Origin of the sequence: Parvibaculum sp. (genome assembly GCF_046297875.1) — a bacterium.
GTDB lineage: Bacteria > Pseudomonadota > Alphaproteobacteria > Parvibaculales > Parvibaculaceae > Parvibaculum.
Map to the genome: position 1 here is coordinate 939,259 of NZ_JBKBHD010000001.1, position 19,766 is coordinate 959,024.

A 19,766-nucleotide genomic window follows, 5' to 3' on the forward strand; every position below is an offset into this window, starting at 1 on the left:
CGGATCGATTCGGAGTGGAAACGATTTACGCCCTGTCGTCTGCGGCGGGACGCGCCGGCATTGCCGTGTTGCGTCTTTCGGGCCCGCATGTGCGCCGTGCTGTCGCCGCGCTGACCGGGCGCGGGCCGGGGCGGCCGCGCGCCGCGGAACTGCGGCGGCTCAGCGACCCCGAAACCGGCGCCGCGCTCGACCGGGGACTCCTTCTGTTCTTCGAGGCGCCCCACAGTTTCACAGGCGAGGATGTCGCGGAGTTTCACGTGCATGGCGGGCGCGCTGTCGTGGCCGCGGTGCTCGCGGCGCTTGCGAAGATCGAAGGCTTGCGGGCGGCGGCGCCCGGCGAGTTCACGCGGCGCGCATTCGAGGCGGGAAAGCTCGATCTCACGGAAGTCGAAGGGCTTGCCGATCTCATCGATGCCGAGACGGAGGCGCAGCGCGCCCAGGCGCTCCGCCAGATGGAAGGCGCGCTTGGGAGCCTGTACGAGGGTTGGCGCGCGCGGCTGATGAAGGCGCTGGCCTATGCCGAAGCCGAAATCGACTTTCCCGATGAGGAAGTGCCGGGGGATCTCATTGAAAAGCTCGGGCCGGAGATTGCCGCGCTGGCGGCGGAGATTGCCGCCCATCTCAATGATGGCGGCAAGGGCGAGCGGCTTCGCGACGGTGTCGAGGTCGCCATTGTCGGGCCGCCCAATGCGGGGAAGTCGAGCCTCCTCAACCGGCTCGCAAAGCGCGACGCGGCGATCGTCTCCGGCGAGGCCGGGACGACACGGGATGTACTCGAAGTCCGGCTCGATATTGGCGGTGTGCCGGTGACGCTGGCCGACACGGCGGGCCTTCGGGAGGCGGGTGGCGAAATCGAGCGGGAAGGGGTGCGCCGCGCGCTCGCAATGGCGGAGGCGGCGGACCTCCGCATTGTCGTCGCGGCGCCAGATGCGGGCGGCGATTTCGCGCTGGCGCGGGGGGACGATATCCGCGTCTTCAACAAGCTCGATCTCGCGGGCGAGGTTCCGGCGGGTGCGATTGGCGTGTCGGCGCTGACGGGGGCGGGGCTTGAGCGGCTGGAAGCGGCGCTGCAAGATCGGATCGGCGCAGCCTTTGAGGCGCGCGAGCATCCCGTCATCACAAGGGCGCGGCACCGCGAGGGGCTTCGCGATTGCATGGTGTCGCTCGACCGGGCGGGGGAGGCCCTCGGGCGCGGGCTCGATGCGGAGCTGGTGGCGGAGGATTTGCGGCTCGCGGCGCGGGCGCTCGGCCGGATCACGGGGCGGGTCGATGTGGAAGACCTGCTCGATGTGATCTTTCGCGATTTCTGCATCGGGAAGTGAAGGCCCCTCACCCTTCCGCCGTCTGCGACGGCTCCCTCCCTCTCCCCGGAGGGGAGAGGGAAGGGTGAGGGGCGCGCTGTTTCACGTGAAACATGAGGAATCACCGAATCTGATTCCTTGACAAGCACTTGCGGGAGGATCCTCAACTTGGTGGAATCGTGATTCGACTCTGTGGAAAAGTTTGACGCGGGATGCGAGGGCGGTTATTGCTCTGCGCAATCTGGCCCGTGAATCCGTTCCTACGGCCACAAGCACTTTTGCTTTTTTGGCATTTCTCCTCCTTCGGTGTTATCGATGACGCGCGAATTCGATGTGATCGTGATCGGCGGCGGCCATGCGGGCTGCGAGGCGGCATCTGCCGCCGCGCGGGCAGGCGCGCGGACGGCGCTCATCACCCACAAGATCGCGACCATCGGCGAGATGTCCTGCAACCCTGCCATCGGAGGGCTTGGCAAGGGCCATCTGGTGCGCGAGGTCGATGCGCTGGACGGCCTGATGGGGCGGATCGCCGATGCGGCTGGCATCCAGTTCCGGCTGCTGAACCGGCGCAAGGGCCCGGCCGTGCGCGGCCCCCGCGCCCAGGCCGACCGGAAGCTCTACCGGCAGGCGATGCAGGAGGCGATCCTCAATCACCGCAATCTCGAGGTGATCGAGGGTGGTGTCTCCGATCTCATGGTCGAGGGCGGGGAGGTGCGGGGCGTCATCACCGAGGATGGACGCCAGTTCCGCACGCGGTGCGTGGTGCTGACCACGGGCACGTTCCTCCGGGGAATGATTCATATTGGGACAGAGCGCATTCCGGCGGGCCGGGTTGGCGAGGCGCCGGCGCTCGGCCTGTCCGACCGTCTCTACGGGCTCGGCCTCAAGCGCGGCCGCCTCAAGACCGGGACGCCACCGCGGCTTGCGGCGGACAGTATCGATTGGGCCTCGCTCGAGGAGCAACCGGGCGACAATCCGCCGGTGCCGTTCTCCTTCCTCACGCGGGAGATCACGACGCCGCAGGTCTCCTGCCATATCACGCGGACGACCGAAACAGGGCACCGGATCATCGAGGAGAACCTGAAATTCTCCCCGGTCTATGCGGGCCGGATCGAAGGGGTGGGGCCGCGCTATTGCCCTTCCATCGAGGACAAGGTGGTGCGCTTCCGCGAGCGGGACAGCCACCAGATTTTTCTTGAGCCGGAAGGGCTCGACGACGACACGATCTATCCGAACGGGATTTCGACGGCGCTGCCGGAAGAGGTGCAGCTTGCCTTCCTCAAGACCATTCCTGGGCTTGAGAAGGTCGCGATGAAGCGCGCCGGCTATGCCATCGAGTATGACTATATCGACCCACGGGAACTGACGCCGGTGCTCGAAGCAAGGAAGCTGCCGGGGCTTTATCTTGCGGGCCAGATCAATGGCACCACGGGCTATGAGGAAGCGGCGGCGCAGGGTCTTGTAGCGGGCCTCAATGCGGCGCTGGCCGCCAAGGGCTCCGATCCCTTCATTCTCGACCGGGCGGAAGCCTATACCGGCGTGATGATCGACGATCTTATCACGCGGGGTGTTTCCGAGCCCTATCGCATGTTTACCTCGCGGGCCGAATACCGGCTGACGCTCAGGGCCGATAATGCCGATCAGCGGCTGACCGGGGCGGGGATTGCCGCGGGCGTCGTGGGCGAGGCGAGGGCGGAGGCTTTCCAGGCCAAGGAAGTGGCTCTGGAGGCTGCGCGGGCGCTGTGTGGCGGGCTGTCCGCGTCACCGAGCGAACTTGCCCGGCAGGGGCTCAAGGTCAATCAGGACGGTGTTGCGCGCTCCGTGGGCGATCTGCTGGCCTATCCGGATGTCGATATGGCGCGGCTTGGGGCGATCTGGCCGGATTTGCAGGCGATTGAGCCCCATATCGCCGAGCAGGTGGAGATCGAGGCGCAGTATTCGGGCTATCTCGACCGGCAGGAGGCCGATATCAGGGCTTTCCGCAAGGATGAGGGGCTGACGCTGCCTTCTGGCATCGATTATTCGGCTATTTCGGGGCTTTCCATTGAGGTGCGGCAGAAGCTGGCAGCGGCGCGGCCGGCCACGCTTGGTCAGGCGGCGAGGGTGGACGGCGTGACCCCGGCGGCGCTCACAACGTTAATGATTCACGTGAAACAAAAGCGCACAGCTTGAGGCCTACATCTAGTATGGCCCAACATATAGTGTCCGGTAGCTCCCAAGTCATTGATGCGGAATCCTTTTCCGCCGCGACACATGTTTCACGTGAAACAATTGCCCTGCTCACGCAATACGAGTCTCTGCTCCGGAAGTGGCAGAAAAGCATAAATCTCGTCTCGGCGGCGACGCTGGAGGAGCTTTGGCGACGTCATATGCTCGATTCTGCCCAGTTGGCGGGACTCGCGCCCGATGGGGCGCTGCGCTGGGCCGATCTCGGCTCCGGTGGCGGATTTCCGGGGCTGGTCGTGGCCATTCTGCTCAGGGAGAGGCCCGGTTTCGAGATGCATCTGGTCGAAAGCGACCAGCGGAAATGCGTCTTCATGCGGGAGGTGATCCGCGTGACAGGGGCGCCCGCAAAGGTCCATAATGCGAGGATCGAGGCCTTTACCGAAGGGGCAGGGGTTTTCGATGTGGTTTCGGCCAGGGCGCTGGCGCCGCTGCCCCGGCTGTTCGGCTGGGCGGCTCCGCTATTCGGCCCCTCCACGCTGGGCCTCTTTTTGAAGGGGCAAGGACTACAGGACGAATTGACCGAAGCCCGGAAACAATGGATATTCGAGGCTGAACATTCCCCCAGTCAGTCGGACCCCGGCGGTTCCGTGCTGAAGGTGAGAGGCCTCCATGGATCAGACCGACAAGACGCTGGTAGCTGACGCGGCAAAGGCAGCCGCTTCCATTCCTTCCACGCAAGGCACTACCGGGTCGGACCGGCTTGTTGCTCCGTCCACGGATCGTCCGCGCATTCTCGTCGTCGCCAATCAGAAGGGCGGCGTCGGCAAGACAACCACGGCCATCAATCTCGGCACCGCACTTGCCGCTGTCGGCGAGCGCGTGCTGATCGTCGATCTCGACCCGCAGGGCAATGCCAGCACGGGCCTAGGCATCACGACGGCGGAACGCAAGGTGTCGGCTTATGATGTGCTGATCGGTGCTGCGCTTATTGAAGATGCGGTGGTGCCGACGAAAGTGCCCGGCCTCGATATTGTTCCGTCCACGATGGATTTGCTTGGCGCCGAGCTGGAGCTTGCAACGGTGCAGCGCCGCTCGCACCGGCTGCGCGATGCGCTGGCGCGGATGCCGCGCAATGGCAAGCAGCGCGAGACGAGCGATGCCGAAAAGGCGATGACGGCACGGCCCTATTCCTATCTGCTGATCGACTGCCCACCCTCGCTGAACCTGCTCACCATCAATGCGATGACGGCGGCGGATGCGATCCTGGTGCCGCTGCAATGCGAGTTCTTCGCACTGGAAGGTTTGAGCCAGTTGCTGCGCACGGTGGAGCGGGTCAAGACCAGCCTCAATCCGCGGCTCGAAATTCAGGGCATCGTGCTCACCATGTTCGATCAGCGCAACAAGCTGTCGGATCAGGTGGCGAGCGATGTGCGCACCCATCTCGGCGACAAGGTCTATCGCACGGTCATTCCGCGCAATGTGCGCATCTCGGAAGCGCCGTCCTATGGCAAGCCGGCGCTGGTCTACGATCATCGCTGCGCCGGCTCCAAGGCCTATATGAAACTCGCGGCGGAAATGATCCAGCGCGAGCGGGCGATCCGCCGTTCGGCGGCATGATTTTCGGGATTCGTCAGGGCAGGGGGCTGACCCGTCTGAAGAAAATCTCTTAACCGTTTGAAACCATTTGAAAATGGGTCATACGAGGTAGGGCTGGAGGCCGCGAAACCCGAATTTTCCGCCATTGTTGGCGGGTAGGGCCGGCGCTACCGGATGTGCGGTCAAAAGTGCTAGAGTGGCGGCCAGAGGCGGACAGGATCTTGACGGAAGGCATTGGAAGGGAAGCGATGGCAATGGCAGAGGATACACCCAGCCGGCTCGGACGTGGTCTTGCGGCGCTGATCGGCGAGGACACCGCCTTTGCGCTGGGCGACAGGGAAGCGCCTGCCCCGCGCGGCGTGCGCGAGGTGCCGATCGAGTTCCTGCGGCCCAACCCCTTCCAGCCGCGCCACACCTTCCGGCCGGAGGATCTTGAAGACCTCGCCAACTCTGTGCGCGAGAAGGGCATCCTGCAGCCGATCGTCGTCAGGCCCGTTGCCGGTGAGGCAAATGCCTTCGAGATCGTCGCGGGCGAGCGGCGCTGGCGCGCGGCCCAGGCCGCGCAGCTCCATCAGGTGCCGGTGATCGTCAAGGAACTGAGCGACGCCGAATCGCTCGAAATCGCAATCATCGAAAATGTGCAGCGCGCCGATCTCAACGCCGTCGAAGAGGCGGCGGGCTATGAACGGCTGATGCAGCAGTTCGATTACACGCAGGAGAAGCTGTCGAAGCTGATCGGCAAGAGCCGTTCCCATGTCGCCAATACGCTGCGGCTGCTCTCGCTGCCCGATGGCGTGCGCGGGCTGATCGAGGAAGGCAAGCTCACGGCCGGTCAGGCGCGGCCGCTGATCGGCCATGAGCGGGCCGAGGATTTTGCGCGCGAGATCGTCGCCCGGGGATTGTCGGCCCGCGAGGCGGAAGCGCTGACACGGAAAGCCGAGGCGCCGTCGCATGCGGGCACGAAGCCCAAGGCGCTGCCGAAGGCAGAGAAAGATGCCGACACGCTGGCGCTGGAAAAAAACATTTCCGACCAGCTTGGCCTCAAGGTCGAGATTTCCTATTCGGGCGAGAAGGGCGGCGAGGTGAAAATCGCCTACAAGACGCTCGAACAGCTCGACGAGATCTGCCGCCGTCTCGCCGGCCGCCCAGCGCAGAAGATGCAGCACTAGGGATCGTCCGGATACGGAGGAGTGGCCCCGCTCTCGCGAGCGCAGAACCTGGCCGCTTCCCTCACCCTTCCCACCACCGCTTCGCGCCGGCGGGCCCCTTCCCTCTCCCCGAAGGGGAGAGGGAGATATGCAGATTGTCCTGACCTAGACAAATTCACCTTTCCCTTTCCCCATAGGGGAGAGGGAGGGAGCGGGCGCTAGCCCGCGGAAGGGTGAGGGGGCCCGGCGGTTCAGCGTTTTCCGGCGCGCGCGCCCTGTGCAATCCGCAAAAGCGTCTGGCCGCAGATCGCGGTGTCGGGCTGGCCGGCGCTCTTGCACTGGATTTCCGCTTCGAGCACGAGGGCGAGGGCGCGGTCGAGTTTCTTCCGGTTCCAGCCACGTATTTGTCTTTGTACGGAGTTTTTCCGGCTGAAATGGACAGGCGGGCGGAAGCCCCGCATCGCGCCGTCGATGTCGCTCCCGGTTTCGATCCGCGCTGCGGCGAGATGCAATTGCGTCAGATGGCGCGACAGCGCATTCAGGATCGCAATGGCATTTGTGTCGGCGGCGCGGGCGCGCGAGAGGGCCGTGTCGAGGCTGTCCATATTGCCTTCCATCGCCGCGTCGATCACCTCATCGAGGCTTGAGCCCGCATTGTCGCCGACACTTGCGCGGGCATCGTCGAGCGTCACCTCGCGCTTTTCGCCGGGCTTGCCGGGCCCCGCATAAAGGATCAGCTTTTCGAGTTCGTTCTGCGTCACGCCGCGATCGGAGCCGAGATTGTCGAGCAGATATTGCAGCGCCGCCGGTTCGGGCGCGAGGCCTTCGGCGGCAAGCCGGGTGCGGATCACGCCTTCCAGCGCGCCCCGGTCGTCGGCATAGCACGCAATAGCAGCGGCATTCTCCGCACCTTCAAACAGGAGCCGCAGGGATGACCGCGGCCCGAGTTCGCCTGCCTCCACTAGCACTAGCGCATCGCCCGCGGGGCCGCCCAGAAACCCGTCGAAAATCTTCGTGAGGCCGTCCGCTGCCCCGCGCACCCGCACGATGCGGCGTCCGCCCAGCATGGAAATGGCGGCGGCCTCGTCGGCGAGACGCGCCGGATCGCTCCTGAGGTCGCTGTCGGAGAGTTCGGCAATGCGGAACGGATCGGCAAGATCCTCCACCACCGTCTTCATCATGGTCTTGATGCGCGATGTGACGAGGCCGGCATCCGGCCCATAGACGAGGATCGCGACCGCCTTCGGATCGGGCTTCGCGACGAAACGGTCGGCTTCGCGGGGCGCGATCTTCACGGGATCAGCCGCCCGCGCGGGCCTGGCGGTCGAAATGAACCGAAAGCTGCAGCTTGATGTCGTCGGCAATGGCGCGCGCGATGCGGCTTTCGGCATCCTGTGCGGCGACGATATTGGCGAATTCGCTGTCGACGAGGTTATAGGAGGAGCGCGAACGCGCGGTCGAGCGCATCACCACCTTGTTCGTCGCCGTGTCGACGAGACGGAAGGGCACGACCATGACGAGATTGCGCCGCGTCACTTCCGCGTCGCGCTCGATGGCGAGATCCTCGTCATAGACAGTGGGCGCAAGCTCGACGACATAGGCCGGGTTGGAGGGCGGATTACCGGAGCTCGAAAGCAGATCGAGCAGGTTGAACTTCAGCTCGCGGCCGAGCCGGGTGTCCGGCGCGCGGACATCGAGCGCGGAAAGGTCGGCGGAGACGGAAGCCGAATTGCGCTCTGCGTAAAGCGGGGTGAAACCGCAGGAGGCGATCGCCGGTGCCGTGAGCAGCAGGAAGGCGAGCGCCAGCCACTGCGCGCCGGACCCCAAGCGGTCAGACAACGATGTTGACGATCTTGCCCGGCACGACAATGACTTTCCGGACGGGTTTTCCATCGAGCGCCTTCTCCACCTTGTCGAGGGCGAGCGCGGCGCGCTCCACCGTTTCCTTGTCCGCGTCCCGGGCGATGGTCAGCTCGTCGCGGCGCTTGCCGTTCACCTGCACGGCAATCGTAACGGAGTCTTCCACGAGGAGGGCCTTGTCGGCAACCGGCCATTCGGTGCCGGTGAGCGGCACGTCATGGCCAAGGGCCGCCCAGCATTCTTCCGCCAGATGCGGCATCATCGGCCCGACGATCTGAACCAGCAGTTCGACGGCCTCGCGACGGACCCATTTCGCGGCCTCGCCCGTCTCCGAGAAGCCCGAAATCGCATTGGCAAGCTCATAGACGCGGGCGACCGCGCGGTTGAAGCGCAGGTTCTCGATGTCGTCGCCGGCAGCGGCCAGCGCCTGATGGGCGGCGCGGCGCAGCGCCAGCTCGTCTTCGGAGAAAGAGGCGGGCAGGGCGGCGCCCTTCGCAGACAGGTCTTCGGGCTTTTCCGTCACCATGCGCCAGAGGCGCTGCGTGAAGCGCCATGCGCCTTCGGCACCCTGATCGGTCCATTGCACGTCGCGGTCGGGCGGGCTGTCCGACAGCATGAACCAGCGCGCGGTGTCGGCGCCATATTTCGCGATGATGTCTTCGGGGTCGACCGTGTTCTTCTTCGACTTCGACATTTTCTCGACGGAGCCGATGGCGACGGGCGAGCCGTCGTCGAGGCGCCTTGCCACACGCTTGCCGTTCACCGTCTCGATCGAAATGTCGGAAGGCGCGACCCAGCGGCCTGCCGCGTCGCGATAGGTCTCGTGGTTCACCATCCCTTGCGTGAAGAGGCCGGCGAAGGGCTCCTCGGCGGCAACATGGCCGGTGCGCTTCATCGCGCGGTTGAAGAAGCGGGCATAGAGAAGATGCAGGATCGCGTGTTCAATGCCGCCGATATACTGATCGACGGGAAGCCAGTGTCCGACGAGTTCCTGCACGGTCGGCGTCGTGGCGCGCGGCGCGGTGAAGCGCGCGTAATACCAGGAGCTGTCGACGAATGTGTCGAAGGTGTCGGTCTCGCGTTCGGCCTTCGCGCCGCATTCCGGGCAATCGACGTGTTTCCATGACGGGTGGCGGGCGAGCGGATTGCCGGGCCGGTCGAAGGTCACATCGTCGGGCAGCGTCACCGGCAATTGATCGCGCGGCACGGGCACCACGCCGCAGCTCTTGCAATGAATGACAGGAATCGGGCAGCCCCAGTAGCGCTGGCGCGAAATGCCCCAGTCGCGCAGGCGGTAATTGATCGTGCCCTGGCCGAGCCCAAGCTGCTCGAGCCTTTCGATGGCGGCGCGCTTGGCGGCCGTCACGTCGAGCCCGTTCAGGAAATCCGAGTTCACGGCCACGCCGTCACCGGTGAAGGCGTCCTTGCCGGCGATGAGTTCAACCGCCCACGACGCATCGCCCGCGCGGTCCTTCGGCGTGACGACGGGCAGGATCGGGAGCCCGTATTTCTTCGCGAAGTCGAAGTCGCGCTGGTCATGGGCGGGGCAGGCGAAGATCGCGCCGGTGCCATATTCCATCAGCACGAAATTCGCGACATAGACCGGCAGCGTCTTTCCCTCGATGAAGGGATGGCGCGCCTTGAGGCCGGTGTCGAAGCCCATCTTCTCCGCCGTCTCGATCGCCTCTTCGGAGGTGCCGATGCGGTCGCATTCGCGCACGAATTCGGCAAGCGCGGGATTGTCTTTCGCGAGCGCCTGGGTCAGCGGATGATGCGGCGAGAGGGCGCAAAAACTTGCGCCGTAAAGCGTATCCGGACGTGTCGTGAAGATTTCGAGACGATAGCCGCTGTCGCCCGGCACGCCATCGACCGGGAAAAGCACGCGCGCGCCTTCCGACCGGCCGATCCAGTTGCGCTGCATGAGGCGCACCTTTTCCGGCCAGCGATCGAGCGTGTCGAGACCTTCGAGAAGCTCGTCGGCGAAATCGGAAATCTTCAGGAACCACTGCGTCAGTTCGCGGCGCTCGACAATGGCGCCGGAGCGCCAGCCGCGGCCCTCGATCACCTGCTCATTGGCGAGTACGGTGTTGTCGACGGGGTCCCAGTTGACCATGCTCTTCTTGCGGGCGACGAGGCCCGCTTCCAGCATGTCGAGAAAGAGCGCCTGCTCCTGGCCGTAATATTCGGGATCGCAGGTCGCGAATTCGCGGCTCCAGTCGATGGCAAGGCCGATCGATTTCAGCTGCTCGCGCATCGCGGCGATGTTGCCGTAGGTCCAACCCTTCGGATGGTCGCCCTTTTCCATAGCGGCGTTTTCGGCCGGCATGCCGAATGCGTCCCAGCCCATCGGGTGCAGCACGTTGAAGCCGCGGGCCTTGCGATAGCGCGCGATGGCGTCGCCGATCGTGTAGTTGCGGACATGGCCCATATGGATGCGCCCCGACGGGTAGGGGAACATCTCGAGAACATAGTATTTCGGGCGGGGGTCGTCCGGGCCGCCGGTCAGGAAGTCGCCGCGCTCCTCCCAGATCCTCTGCCATTTCGGTTCGACGGTGCGGGCATTGTAACGTGTGGACATGGCCGGGTGCGTGGCCCCGCCGCATGGCGGGGCGCCTTTCTGGAGGGAGGCCTTGAGGGGCCCCGATTATCGCCGTTCAGAGGCCTCGATCGTGTTGATGCGAAGCTGGCGCGCACGCACCAGGATCGCATTCTCGATCTGGAGCGCGGTGGCGGGCGCCACGCGGGCATCCGCCCAGTCGCCGCGTTCGTCACGGGCCTGACGGAAAACCGCGACCTTCACGCCGTCCGCCCGCAAGCGCCGGTCGAGAATATAGACCGTGATCTTGAAGCGCTCGTTCTCGGCATTGGGGTCACGATACCAGTCCGTGATGATGACGCCGCCAAAGGGATCGGCGGAGGCCAGCGGCATGAAGGAGATGGTGTCGAGCGAGGCGCGCCACAGGAAGCTGTTGACGCCGATACCCGACCCCGCCGCATCGTCGGAGCTGCCGCCGAAGAGCTTGAGGCCCTCCTCGCCAAAAATCGATTCGCGCTGGCGCTCGCCGGTCGGATTGTTGGGTCCGCCGGTGCCTGTGGGCTGGCCGGGGAAGTTGGAGGTCGAGGGGCCGCAGGCCGTCAGGCCAAGGGTTGCCACAAGGAAAATGGCCGCAGCGGTGGATTTCGCGCGTGTCAGAGCGGGGTAGGTCATCGATTTACGGCAAGCCTCTCGCGTTACGCCCCTCAAATCCGCCGGTACTTGGGTCTAAGGCCCGCGGAGAGCAGTTGAATGTCGCCTAGTGCCGCCTTTAAAAATGGCGGCGCGTCTTTATAGCGAGAGAAGGCCCGGTCCCGCAATCACGCAGATTTCGGTGTGTCTTTCATGCCCGTCCGGCAGCTGCTTCAGGCCGGGCCGGACAGGGTCTGCGCGGGGTGGCCCCGGTCCCGGAGTGTGTCTCCGGAGGCACACATTTTACCCGCCCGCGAGGTGCGGACAAGCCGGTGCCGGGTGAGGGATTGCGCGGCGCAAAAATGAAAGCCTGCCTCGTTTGACTGCATTCTTTGCTTGCCGGGACGCCGATCCCGCACCGGCGCCCGGCTGCGAATCAAGGCAGGCCGCCGGTTTTGTGCCATTTGCGCAACATGCGCTGACATTCCTTCGTCATGGGGACCGGTGTGCTTGACCCGGCGCGGTTATCAACGGATTAATCGGGTTACGCGCTCGGGGGGCAGTTTCTTCAGTCGGCCCGGCGATGGACGCAGTCACAGAACATTCCTTTCGGGGGACATTCTTCTGCGGCTCGTACAAATGGAACAGCTCTTAGCTGATACTGCGAGGAACACATGAAAAAGACTCTCCTTGGGACGACCGCTCTCGTCACCGCCGGCCTGATCGCCGGCCCGGCGCTCGCGAGCGATCCGCTCAAAGTCACGGTCGGCGGCACCGTCACCGCTGGCTTCTACGTCATCGATCATGACGACTTCGGCGCGACGACGTTCAACGACACCGCCGTGAAGCTCGTTGCCCGTAACATCGACATCAATGCCGAAGGCACGCTCGACAACGGCATGGTTGCCGGTGTCCTCGCGACGCTTTCGCTCACCGACGACTGGAACGTCTTCGGCCAGCAGAACGATGCCCGCTTCCGCGAACTCTTCGCCTACCTCGAAGGCGGCTTTGGCCGTTTCGAAATCGGCGGCACGGACGGTGCGGCCTTCAAGATGCACTACACCTCGCCCTGGTTCGTTCCGGGCAATGGCGTGGACAGCCCGAACATCCTGAACGTCAACGACACGTCGTATTATGGCTTCCGTCACTCGACGTTCTCGCTGATGGCTGCCGATGCGAACAAGGTGACCTACTTCACCCCGCGTTTCGCCGGTTTCCAGCTCGGCCTCTCCTTCACGCCGGAAACCACCTATAACGGCCCGACGGCGAACGGCCTCGGCGTTGTCACGAACAACACCTCGATCGAAGATGTGTTCGAAGTGGCGCTCAACTATGCCGGTTCCTTCGGTGGCGTCGATCTTGGCCTCTCGGGCTTCTACGTCACGGGTGACTCGCCGATCGCTGCTTCTTCCAGCCCGGAAGAATGGGGCTTCGGTGCCAATGTCGGCTTCGGCGGCTTCACCATCGGTGGCGCCTGGTACCAGTCGGAAGACCTCGGGTTCGGCGTCTCCGTCCCGCTCCCCGCGACCTTGGGCGTGGAACAGGAAGTCTGGACGCTCGGCGTGTCCTACGCCACGGGTCCGTGGACGGTCGGCCTTGCCTATCTCCAGAACGAGAACTCGGCTGCTGGCGGCTTCAGCGAAGAAGCCAAGACCTGGCAGGCCGGTGGCGGCTACAATCTCGGCTCGGGCGTCGATATCGGCCTCGACCTGCAGATGACGGACGTCGAACTCTTCGGCGGTGCCGAGTACGACGCGAAGTCGGCCGGTCTCGTCCTCTCGGTTTCGTTCTAATCGCTTCGGCGACGAACGTTCCCAAGGGAACAGAACATTTGAAGAGCGGGCTTTCGGGCCCGCTCTTTTTCTTTGTGCCGCCGCTCTGGTTCTTTGTGCCGCAGTTCTGGTTTTTGCGCGCCCGGCTTGCTAGGACAAGGCATCCGACAAGACGAGGAACGACAAGATGGGCGCCCTGATCTGGCTTGCCTCCTACCCGAAATCCGGCAACACTTGGATGCGGAGCTTCCTGCACAATCTGTTCAGGAACAGCCAGAAGCCGGTCAGCGTCAATGAGATCGACGATTTCTGCCTTGGCGGCTCGACATCGTTCTGGTACCGCAAATATACGGCGACGCCGCCCGAACAGTTGAGCGAGGAAGAGGTCGCCCGCTACCGGATGCAGGTGCAGCGCGATTTCACCACCGTCTTTCCCGACTCGGTTTTCGTCAAGACGCATGACTATCTCGGCGAATATGCCGGCGTGCCGCTGCAGAACATGGAAGTGACGGCCGGTGCGATCTATATCGTGCGCAACCCGCTCGATGTCGTGATTTCGATGGCCCCGCATTTCGGGATCACGCTCGAAGAGGCGATCACATCGCTGGCGAACGAAGATGCCGGGACGAGCCAGAACGACACTCATGTGCCCGAGCATTACGGCTCATGGTCCACGCATGTGCGCACCTGGACGAGGCGGCCGAGCCCCGGCCTTCTCGTGATGCGCTATGAGGACATGCTCGACAAGCCGAAAAAGAGCTTCAAGACCGTCACGAATTTCCTCGGGCTGAAACCCTCGCCCGAGCGGCTGGACAGGGCGATCCGGTTTTCCTCTTTCAAGGTGCTGAAGGCACAGGAGGAGAAAGAGGGATTCAAGGAACGGCCGCAGACTTCGAAGTCCTTTTTCCGCGAAGGCAAGCGCGACCAGTGGCGCGAGAAGCTGACGCCCGATCAGGTGCGCCAGATCATTGCCGTTCATCACGAGCAGATGGCGCGCTTCGGCTATATTCCCGAGGATTACCGCGACGCCGTGCCGTCCTCATCGGCTGCCACGGCCTGACACCGCGCAAGCGAAACGGAGCGGCAGAAATTCATGGGCGCGTTGATCTGGCTTGCTTCCTATCCGAAGTCCGGCAACACATGGATGCGCATCTTCCTGCTCAACCTGTTGCGCGACAGGGACGAGCCGCTCGACATTAACAAGATGGCGGGTCTGAGCCCGATGGATTCCGCGCGCGTCTGGTATGAGCCATTTGCGCGCGCGCCGCTCGACCGGCTTTCCGAGCCCGAGATTGCGAAGCTCCTTCCGCTGGGGCACAAGCGCATCACCGAAATCAGGCCCGATCCCGTCCTCGTCAAGACGCATAACTTCTTCGGCAACTGGCGCGGCGTACCGCTGCATACGGGTGCCGTTTCGGCGGGCGCCATCTATATCGTGCGCAATCCGCTCGATGTCGCCATTTCCGTTCGCGGTCATTTCGGGATGAGCGATCTCGACCGGGCGATTGCCTATATCGCGAACGAGAATGTTGGTGCGCGGATGACGGATGAGAGGATGCCGGAATTCTATCGAAGCTGGTCGGGTCATGTGCGGAGCTGGACGGAAAGGCCCAGCCCGAAAATCCAGGTCGTGCGCTATGAGGATCTCGTGGCCGCGCCGGAAACCCACTTTGCGCGCGTCGCCCGGATTCTCGGGATACCGGCGAGCGACGCACAGATCGAACGCGCGATCCGCTTTTCCGCCTTTGACCGGCTGCAGAAACAGGAGGCCGAACAGGGCTTCATCGAAAGGCCGGAAAAATCGGAGAGTTTTTTCCGAGGCGGGAAAAGCGGCGCATGGCGCGATGTGCTGACGCCCGAACAGGTGACGCGCATCGTCGCCGATCACCGCGAACAGATGGCGCGGTTCGGCTATATTCCCGAAGGCTATTGAGCGTCAGCCGAGAAAGCCGATGCCGGCGATGCCTGCAGCGCCCGTGCCTTGCAGGCGGCGGACCTGTCTTTCGCCGACAATGCCGCCCAGTGCATAGGGCGCGAGGCCGAGGCTTGCCGCGAGGCGGGCGAGCTGCGCGAAGCGGACGATGCCGAGCGGCTTTGCGCCTGCATGGCTTTTCGTTGCAAAGACCGGCGAGATCAGCACGGCATCGGCACCCGCCAGTGCCGCGCGCCGGATCGCGGCTTCGGAATGGCAGGCAGCGGTCAGCGCCATGCCGGGGGGACGGTTGCGGCGCCCGATCACAAACACGCCGCTGCGCGGCCGCCTCACTTCGCGTTCGGGCAGGTGAATGCCCATGATTCCCGTTCGCGCGGCAAGGGCCGGAGAGCCCGCGACCAGAAGAACGACGCCGCGCCGATGCGCCAAAGATGTGAGGCGGCGAAGGCGGGCCGCGCCGGTATCGTCCTCATAGGCGCGCCAGATCAGGGCCGCGCCGCGCGGCAGGGCGCGCAGCGCCGCCTCCGCATCGGGCAGGCGCGCGGGGTCGGTCATCGCGATCAGCGCAACCTTTGAACTTCCGCCCGACAGCCAGGCTGCGGCACGTCCGATATTCATGTGCTGCCGTCCTGCTTGTCTCTCGCCGCCGCTGACACTAGCTTCTCCCCCGTCACCACGGAGAGACTATGACAGGCGCGGCAAGAGATACCAGTCCCGGCGATGCGGCGTCACGGCTTGCCGATATTCGCGGCCGCATCGAGGCAGCAGCGCGCGAAGCGGGGCGCGATCCGCGGGATGTGACGCTGGTTGCGGTGTCGAAAACATTTGGCGAAGAGGCAATCCTGCCCCTGATCGGGGCGGGGCAGCGGGTCTTCGGCGAAAACCGCGTGCAGGAAGCGGCGGCGAAATGGCCTGCGCTTCGCACGCGCTTTCCGGATATCGAGCTTCATCTGATCGGGCCGCTGCAGACCAACAAGCTCGACGATGCGCTGGCGCTCTTCGATGTGTTTCACACGCTCGACCGCGAGAAACTTGCGCTGGCGCTCGTCAAGGCGCGCGAAAAGGGAAAGGCGATGCCGCGCCTTTTCGTGCAGGTGAATACGGGCGAGGAAAAACAGAAGGCAGGCGTGATGCCGCAGGAGGCAGACGCCTTCCTTGCGCGCTGCCGTGAGGACTGGCAGCTCGAGATCGAGGGGCTGATGTGCATTCCGCCCGCCGATGAGGAGCCCGCGCTTCATTTCGCGCTCATCGACAAGATTGCGCGGCGCAATGGCGTTGCCAAACTCTCGATGGGCATGAGCGGCGATTTCGAAACGGCGGTGCGGCTCGGCGCGACGCATGTGCGTGTCGGCAGCGCCTTGTTCGGGGCGCGCGGCTAGGAAGGCTCGATCCGCATGAGCGTGCAGGGGCCGCAACGTGCGAGCACGTTCAGCATGCCGGGCAGGCGCAGCGCAACGCAGCCTTCGGTCGGGCGAAGGCCGGCGCCGGTTTCCTTTGCGAGGTGAAAGAAGATCGCGCTGCCCGCGCCGGGGATCACGGGATCGTCGTTCTGGCCGAGAATGACGACGAGATCGTAGAGATGATCCTCGCGCCACATCCTTTCGGCGCTTGCCGGATAGGGATGTTTCACGGGCCGGTTGTAGTTCGGATCGCCGGGCGCATCGCACCAGCCATCATCCTCCGCGATTGGCGTCATGGGGAGAGCGGTTTCGGGCGCGGTCAGGCGGTCGGCGCGGTAGCGCAGCGCGCGCAGCGGAAAGGTGCCGACGGGCGTTCCGCCATCGCCTTCGCGCTTCTCGTGAAGAATGCCTGTGCGGCCGAGTGCGCATTCGAAGCGCGCGCCACCTGCGGTCAATATGCCGGTCGTGCTGCCGGGCGCGGCGGTGACGAGAATTTCATCGAGAAGTCCGGTGCGTGTCATGGTGCGGGGAGATTAGGCGCGAAAGCATCTCGCGGCCAGTCTTGCGCTCAGCGTACCCGCTCAAGGGCTTCATATTTGTCCATCGCCTGCTGCATGGCCATCATCAGGCCGGCATCGGCGGCGGAGGGGCCTGTGGCGGGCGAGGAGAGGAGCACGGCCTCATCGTCATCGGCGTCGATCAGGCTTGCCGTCGCATCGCGCAGGGCCGACGGATCGGCAAAGGCGGTGAGCAGGGCGTCGAAGGCTTCAGGGCTCAGTTTTGCCATGGGCGCCTGAGGGGCGGGCGCGGCGGGGCGGGCCGGGGCTTCGGCCGGGCGCTGGGGCATGATCGAGGCGGTGGTGAGCGGCGCATCGGAAGGCGCCGTGTGCGGGGGTTCTTCGGCAGCGGCGGGTTTTTCCGCCGAGGCCATCAGCGTTGCCGGTGCCGGATCGCTGTCGCTGCCGATGAGCGAGGCAAAAATCGTGTCGCCCACGCCCTTCTCGCCATTGCCGGAGATGGCAAGGCTCAGAACGGAGGCAACGCCGCCAATCGGGCCGCCATAAAGCGTGCCGCCGGCGACGCGGGCCTGCGGGCTGATCCTGTCGCCGGTGACATGGCGGTAGAGTTCCGAGACGACCGGGATGTGCTGCAGCGGGTTCAGCGTGTCGACGAGATCGGCAAAGCTCAGCTCCTGGCCTGCAGGTGCGCGGCCTTCGGCGCGCGCGGCGCGCAGTTCCGCAAAGGCGGCGGACGCCATGTTGCGCTTGCCGGGCGTCTGGTGAAGGGCGATGGATGTGGCGGCGATCTCGGTCATGGGTTTGAGGGAGCAAGGAGCGGGCCAGTGCGAGGCCCCGAGTTTCCGCCATTTTTCAGGGGCCGCCCGTACTCTTGCGGCGGTGCGAGCGGCAATTTCTGCCGGGCAGGCGGCAGCTTCGGCCAGCGGGGCCGAAAGCGTTGGTCCGGGCTTCAGCCTGTGGCACACTCCGCGCCAATCCGCCAACCAGCAAAGCCCCGTTCCAGATGACGAAATCCTCTCCGCCCAAGGGGCCCGGCAAGCCCTTCCAGACCGGCCTTGCGCCGCAGGGCGGGTTTCGTCCCACGGTCGGCCTGCCGCCATCGGCGGGCGGGGCGCGGCCCACAGTGCCGTTGCCGGGCATGGCGCGGGGGGCACCCGCTGGCGTCTCGAAGGACGACATCATCCGGCTTCTGAAACTGGGCGGGGCGCATCTTGCGGCGGGCAGGCCCGACCATGCGGCCAAGGCGGCGGCGGCCATATTGCAGGTGGAGCCGAAGAACCCGGATGCGATCCATCTCATCGGCCTTGTTGCGCTCGCCAAGGGCGATACGGCAAAGGCCGAACAGCTGATTGCCGCGGCGGCGGCGCTGATGCCGCATCATCCCAATGTCTGGGTCAATCTCGGCAATGCGCAGCGCGATCAGGGCAAGGTGGACGAGGCGCTGATTGCCTATCGCCGCGCGGAGACGATCGATCCCGCTTATCCGGATCTCTATCTCAATCGCGGCCAGCTTCATCAGGACAATTCCGATCATGCCGATGCGATGGAGAATTTCGGCCGGCTGATCGAATTGAAGCCGGACGAAGCCTCGTCCTATATGCGGGCTGCATCGGCGGCGAACGATGCCGGGCTTTTCCGGGAGGCGGCCGAATACTGCAAGCAGGCGCTGCAGGCGCAGGGCGGCGAGCCTGCTCAGATCATGGCCATTCTCGCAACGACCCATGAGCGGCTAGGCGAGCTTGACGAGGCGATCCGCTGGGCGGAAAAGGCGCTCGAAACGCAGCCGAAGGATGCGGGGGCATTGCGGACATGGGCGAAGGCCCGCCGCCGCAAGGACAAGAAGAACAAGGCACTGCTTGCCGAGCTTCGCGCACGGCTTGAAAGCGTGGCGGCGGGGCCCATGCGCGCGCCGGATGCACGGCTCATCCTTTCAGAGCTCGGCCAGATTTGCGACGAGATGGGCGACTTCGAGGCGGCGTTCGCCCATTTCGAGCAGATGAACCGGCGGACGAGCGAACTGAAATCGCTTGAGCGGGTGGATCGCGGCAAGTTCATCGGCGAAGTGGAGGAGCTTCTGCGGCTTGCGACCGAAGAGACTGTCCGGCGCATGAGCGTGCTTCCCGGCATCGGGAAGGAGCCCGGTCACGCGGCGGCGCCGGTCTTTCTCGTCGGCTTTCCGCGATCCGGCACCACGCTGCTCGACCAGATACTCGATGCACATCCCGGCGTGCAGGTGCTTGAGGAGCTGCCGCTTCTCAATGCGGTGAAGAAGATATTTCACGGCTATCCGGAGACGCTGTTCACGCTGGACGAAGCAGAGCGCCTTCGTCTCCGGGACGTTTATTGGAGCGAAATCCGGGAGGCGGGCGCCGATCTCGAAGGCAAGGTTGTCATCGACAAGATGCCGCTCAACATGGTTCATGCCGGGCTCATCGCGCGCGTCTTCCCGGAAGCGAAAATGATCCTCGCGCTGCGCCACCCGGCGGATTGCGTTCTCTCCTGCTTCATGCAGGATTTCGTGCCGAACGGGGCAATGCTGAACTTCCTTACGCTCGAAGGATCGGCGCGGTTCTATGACCGGGTCTTCACGCTATGGGAGCAGTATCGCGCGCTGCTGCCGCTCAATGTGCAGGAAGTGCGCTACGAGAACCTGGTGGCCGATCTCAGGGCGGAAGTGGAGCCGGTGCTCGATTTCCTTGGGCTTGGCTGGAACGATGCGGTGAGCGATCCGGCGGCACATGCGCTCCAGCGCGGCACCATTCGCACGCCATCCTATTCGCAGGTGACGCAGCCCATCTATTCGAGTTCGACCGAGCGGTGGCGGCACTATGAGGCGCAGATGAGACCGGTGCTTCCCGTTCTTGCGCCGCATGTCGAACGGCTCGGCTATTCACTTTGATGGCGCC

At 64.6% G+C, this 19,766-nt stretch carries 17 protein-coding genes; 10 read left to right on the forward strand and 7 right to left on the reverse strand.

Going from position 1 to position 19,766, the window contains the following annotated elements; genetic code table 11:
- The first annotated feature begins 14 nt into the window (after positions 1–14).
- The 5 genes from mnmE to ACK4FH_RS04680 all read left to right on the forward strand — a co-directional run bounded on the left by mnmE (position 15) and on the right by ACK4FH_RS04680 (position 6,232).
- Positions 15–1,322: a tRNA uridine-5-carboxymethylaminomethyl(34) synthesis GTPase MnmE gene (mnmE, locus tag ACK4FH_RS04660; RefSeq protein WP_409811437.1), complete on the forward strand. Its 1,308-nt coding sequence runs from the start codon at positions 15–17 to the stop codon at positions 1,320–1,322.
- Positions 1,323–1,616: 294 nt separating this feature from the next.
- Complete coding sequence (gene mnmG / locus ACK4FH_RS04665; RefSeq protein WP_409811438.1) at positions 1,617–3,473, forward strand: tRNA uridine-5-carboxymethylaminomethyl(34) synthesis enzyme MnmG; 1,857 nt, start codon at positions 1,617–1,619, stop codon at positions 3,471–3,473.
- A 14-nt stretch (positions 3,474–3,487) separates the two neighbouring features.
- Entirely contained in the window at positions 3,488–4,168 is a 681-nt protein-coding gene (gene rsmG / locus ACK4FH_RS04670; RefSeq protein ID WP_409811439.1) for a 16S rRNA (guanine(527)-N(7))-methyltransferase RsmG, read from the forward strand.
- Positions 4,137–5,084, forward strand: coding sequence for a ParA family protein (locus tag ACK4FH_RS04675; RefSeq protein WP_409811440.1), 948 nt, complete (start codon positions 4,137–4,139; stop codon positions 5,082–5,084). Before rsmG ends, ACK4FH_RS04675 begins: the two co-directional genes overlap by 32 nt.
- A 227-nt stretch (positions 5,085–5,311) precedes the next feature.
- Positions 5,312–6,232: a ParB/RepB/Spo0J family partition protein gene (locus tag ACK4FH_RS04680; RefSeq protein ID WP_409811441.1), complete on the forward strand. Its 921-nt coding sequence runs from the start codon at positions 5,312–5,314 to the stop codon at positions 6,230–6,232.
- A gap of 230 nt (positions 6,233–6,462) precedes the next feature.
- Here ACK4FH_RS04680 and holA read toward each other — a convergent pair whose 3' ends face one another.
- The 4 genes from holA to ACK4FH_RS04700 all read right to left on the reverse strand — a co-directional run bounded on the left by holA (position 6,463) and on the right by ACK4FH_RS04700 (position 11,279).
- Positions 6,463–7,506 carry a DNA polymerase III subunit delta gene (holA, locus tag ACK4FH_RS04685; RefSeq protein ID WP_409811442.1) on the reverse strand — a complete coding sequence of 348 codons (1,044 nt, stop codon included), beginning with the start codon at positions 7,504–7,506 and terminating at the stop codon, positions 6,463–6,465.
- Positions 7,507–7,510: 4 nt separating this feature from the next.
- Positions 7,511–8,050, reverse strand: coding sequence for an LPS assembly lipoprotein LptE (lptE, locus tag ACK4FH_RS04690; RefSeq protein ID WP_409811443.1), 540 nt, complete (start codon positions 8,048–8,050; stop codon positions 7,511–7,513).
- A complete protein-coding gene (gene leuS, locus ACK4FH_RS04695) occupies positions 8,043–10,649 on the reverse strand; it encodes a leucine--tRNA ligase (RefSeq protein ID WP_409811444.1) in 2,607 nt (868 codons plus the stop codon). Before leuS ends, lptE begins: the two co-directional genes overlap by 8 nt.
- Positions 10,650–10,715: 66 nt before the next feature.
- On the reverse strand, positions 10,716–11,279 hold the full coding sequence (locus ACK4FH_RS04700; RefSeq protein ID WP_409811445.1) for a DUF3576 domain-containing protein: 564 nt from the start codon (positions 11,277–11,279) through the stop codon (positions 10,716–10,718).
- A gap of 632 nt (positions 11,280–11,911) precedes the next feature.
- Between ACK4FH_RS04700 and ACK4FH_RS04705 the strand changes: the two genes are divergently transcribed.
- The 3 genes from ACK4FH_RS04705 (at position 11,912) to ACK4FH_RS04715 (ending at position 14,942) form a co-directional block, all read left to right on the forward strand.
- Positions 11,912–13,030 carry a porin gene (locus ACK4FH_RS04705; protein WP_409811446.1) on the forward strand — a complete coding sequence of 373 codons (1,119 nt, stop codon included), beginning with the start codon at positions 11,912–11,914 and terminating at the stop codon, positions 13,028–13,030.
- A gap of 166 nt (positions 13,031–13,196) precedes the next feature.
- Positions 13,197–14,069, forward strand: a complete 873-nt coding sequence (locus tag ACK4FH_RS04710; protein WP_409811447.1) for a sulfotransferase domain-containing protein — start codon at positions 13,197–13,199, stop codon at positions 14,067–14,069.
- 33 nt (positions 14,070–14,102) lie between these two features.
- Complete coding sequence (locus ACK4FH_RS04715; RefSeq protein WP_409811448.1) at positions 14,103–14,942, forward strand: sulfotransferase domain-containing protein; 840 nt, start codon at positions 14,103–14,105, stop codon at positions 14,940–14,942.
- 3 nt (positions 14,943–14,945) lie between these two features.
- Here ACK4FH_RS04715 and ACK4FH_RS04720 read toward each other — a convergent pair whose 3' ends face one another.
- The gene (locus tag ACK4FH_RS04720; protein WP_409811449.1) at positions 14,946–15,560 is read right to left on the reverse strand and encodes a thiamine phosphate synthase; all 615 of its coding nucleotides are present in this window, start codon (positions 15,558–15,560) and stop codon (positions 14,946–14,948) included.
- Positions 15,561–15,628: 68 nt separating this feature from the next.
- Here ACK4FH_RS04720 and ACK4FH_RS04725 point away from each other — a divergent pair, with 68 nt between their 5' ends.
- The gene (locus ACK4FH_RS04725) at positions 15,629–16,321 is read left to right on the forward strand and encodes a YggS family pyridoxal phosphate-dependent enzyme (protein ID WP_409811450.1); all 693 of its coding nucleotides are present in this window, start codon (positions 15,629–15,631) and stop codon (positions 16,319–16,321) included.
- Here the strand turns inward: ACK4FH_RS04725 and ACK4FH_RS04730 are convergent.
- Both ACK4FH_RS04730 and ACK4FH_RS04735 read right to left on the reverse strand, forming a co-directional pair.
- Positions 16,318–16,863 (reverse strand): L,D-transpeptidase, encoded by a 546-nt coding sequence (locus ACK4FH_RS04730; protein WP_409811451.1) that lies wholly within the window; start codon positions 16,861–16,863, stop codon positions 16,318–16,320. The two genes, ACK4FH_RS04725 and ACK4FH_RS04730, sit on opposite strands and share 4 nt — an antisense overlap.
- Positions 16,864–16,910: 47 nt before the next feature.
- Complete coding sequence (locus ACK4FH_RS04735; RefSeq protein WP_409811452.1) at positions 16,911–17,657, reverse strand: hypothetical protein; 747 nt, start codon at positions 17,655–17,657, stop codon at positions 16,911–16,913.
- 206 nt (positions 17,658–17,863) lie between these two features.
- On the opposite strand from ACK4FH_RS04735, the gene ACK4FH_RS04740 reads away from it, so the two are divergent.
- Positions 17,864–19,759, forward strand: coding sequence for a tetratricopeptide repeat-containing sulfotransferase family protein (locus ACK4FH_RS04740; protein WP_409811453.1), 1,896 nt, complete (start codon positions 17,864–17,866; stop codon positions 19,757–19,759).
- Positions 19,760–19,766: the final 7 nt, after the last annotated feature.